This window comes from Actinomyces minihominis (assembly GCF_900187855.1).
GTDB lineage: Bacteria > Actinomycetota > Actinomycetes > Actinomycetales > Actinomycetaceae > Scrofimicrobium > Scrofimicrobium minihominis.
In genome coordinates, this window is the sequence record NZ_FYEG01000021.1 from 1 (window position 1) to 2269 (window position 2269).

General features: G+C 66.4%; 1 protein-coding gene and 1 pseudogene. One reads left to right on the forward strand and one right to left on the reverse strand.

Annotated elements, in window-relative coordinates:
* Positions 1-322: 322 nt before the first annotated feature.
* Positions 323-1000, forward strand: a pseudogene (locus CS903_RS09780) (dicarboxylate/amino acid:cation symporter); the annotation flags it as partial.
* A gap of 36 nt (positions 1001-1036) precedes the next feature.
* On the opposite strand, the gene hemH reads toward CS903_RS09780, so the two are convergent.
* Entirely contained in the window at positions 1037-1993 is a 957-nt protein-coding gene (gene hemH, locus CS903_RS09785; protein ID WP_099333260.1) for a ferrochelatase, read from the reverse strand.
* Positions 1994-2269 lie beyond the last annotated feature (276 nt).

The window sequence follows — 2269 nt, forward strand, 5'->3', positions numbered from 1 at the left end:
CCCACAAGGAGTCCTCCTTGTCAACGACCCACCCCTTATTAACTCTGTGGGAGTTAATAACAGCCACTAACACGCGCCACCACGCCACCAACCCCGATCATAAACACCACGTTCTGGCCTTTATCCCTCTTCCGTGCGATAGCTTCTGCAGCCGCACACGATCCGCGCGCATCGCGCAACGCCGGTAAGCCAGGCCCAGTTCGGGCGGCCCGACGACCCCGGTTCCTCGCGCACGTCCCTTCTGGAACTCGCACGCTCCCACGCGCCACTCAAACCGTGACCGTGCACCCACCCAGTTATCTCACCCTGAAGGGGCTTTTCCATGTCATCGTCACAACCAGACTCCACCACGCGCCGCAGGCGACTCCCGTCGTTCTCGGTCCAGATCCTCCTCGGCCTCATCCTCGGGGTCGGCCTGGGCTGGCTCGCGCTCGCCATCGGAAACAGCGAGGGCGACGAGCCGAACGGCCTCACCGTGGCCCTGTCCACCATCGGATCCGCGATCGCCTCCGCGTCGTCGTATCTCGGTTTCAGCGTGCTGCAGATCCTCGTGATCGCGATCGCGGTGGGAGTCGCCGCGCTGAAGGTCGGAGGAAAGGCGGACCCGTTCCTCTCCTTCAACGCCTCCCTCCTCGCGATCATCCAGAAGGTGCTCTGGTGGGTGATCCGCCTCGCCCCGATCGGCACGGTGGGACTCATCGGGAACGCGATCGCGACCTACGGGTGGTCGTCGCTCGCGAGCCTCGCCACCTACTCCGCGGCGGTCTACATCGGTCTCGCCATCGTGCTGTTCGCGGTGTACCCCTCGATCCTCGCGGCCAACCGGCTCTCTATCCGCAGCTACTTCCGCGGCGCGTGGCCGGCGATCCAGCTCGCGTTCGTCTCGCGTTCCTCGATCGGCACGCTCCCCGTGACCGAGCGGGTCGCCTCCAAGAACCTCGGGGTGCCGCGCGCGTACGCCTCGTTCGCGGTGCCGCTGGGCGCGACCACCAAGATGGACGGTTGCTCCGTCGGCGCTCCGTTGCGGGGCGGTGAGCTAGGCGGAGGCTGCCACCCCTGGGGCGTGCGCACGGTAGACCTCCGCGAGCATGGCGCCGGCGATCGGATCGGAGTTCGGCGGGGCCACGCGCACGAAGACTTCTCCGCCGGCGTCGCGGAACGCCTTGTGGTTGAGGACGTCGAGCTCCTCGGAAGTCTCGAGGCAGTCCGCGATGAATCCGGGGGTGCAGACGGCGACGCGGCGGGCGCCCTCGCTGGGGAGCTTCGCCATCCGGTCGATCGTGGCGGGAGTGAGCCACTCCCCGGGACCAAACTTCGACTGGAAGGTGATTTCAAAGGGGATCTCGCCGACGGCGTCCATGATGGCGTTTGTCGTCGTCTCGCATTGCGCCATGTACGCTTCGGGCGCGTGCCGCCACCGCGCTGGGACGCCATGGTAGGAGAACACGATGCGGTCCACGTCCGTGGCCGCGCAGGTCTCGGCCAGGCGCCGCGCGTGCCAGGCGATGTACGTGGACGAGGTCTCCCACGATGAGACGATCGTGAGGTGCGGCATCGACGTCGCGCCCTGGTAGTACTGCATGACCTGATCGACGACGGCGGCGACAGTGGACGGCGCGTACTGCGGGAAGAGCGGGAGAACCGTGATGTGGTCGACGTCCATCCGGGAGAGCGCCTCGGGGATGGACGGCTCGGTGTAGGTCATCGCGTACTGCACGTCGACGCCGGGGAGTTCCCGAGCCAGGTGGTCGCGCTGCGCAATCGTGTGGACGGTGAGCGGCGAACCTTCGGGCATCCAGACGCCCTCATACTGCTCGGCGATCCGCCCGGGCCGGAACGGCAGCACGATTCCGTGGAGGATCGGGCGCCAGAGCGCGGGGTGGAAGTCCACCACGCGGCGGTCCGAAAGAAAAGGCGCGAGGAAGCGACGGATCTCCCGGGGAGTGGGCGCCGAGGGCGATCCAAGGGCGACGATAAGACATCCGGTGCGCATATGTCAGAATCATAGTGCCTCGGGGCATCCGACGACGCGCATGATGTGGTTTTCCGCGCAAGTGCGCGCGGATGTCGACACGCCCGCTCCACGGGGCTCTCCCGGACTGACAAGATGGGACCACGACGGCGAAGGAGGTCGACAGTGTCGGGTTAATGGCCAGAACGTGGTGTTTTAGCCGGGCGTGTCGTTAGGGTTGCCATCTTCCTGCCCAGCCTTTTCGTGTCCAGAGTCCGTCTTCGGGGCTGGTTTGGGTGTCCCATTGTTGGGGTCCGG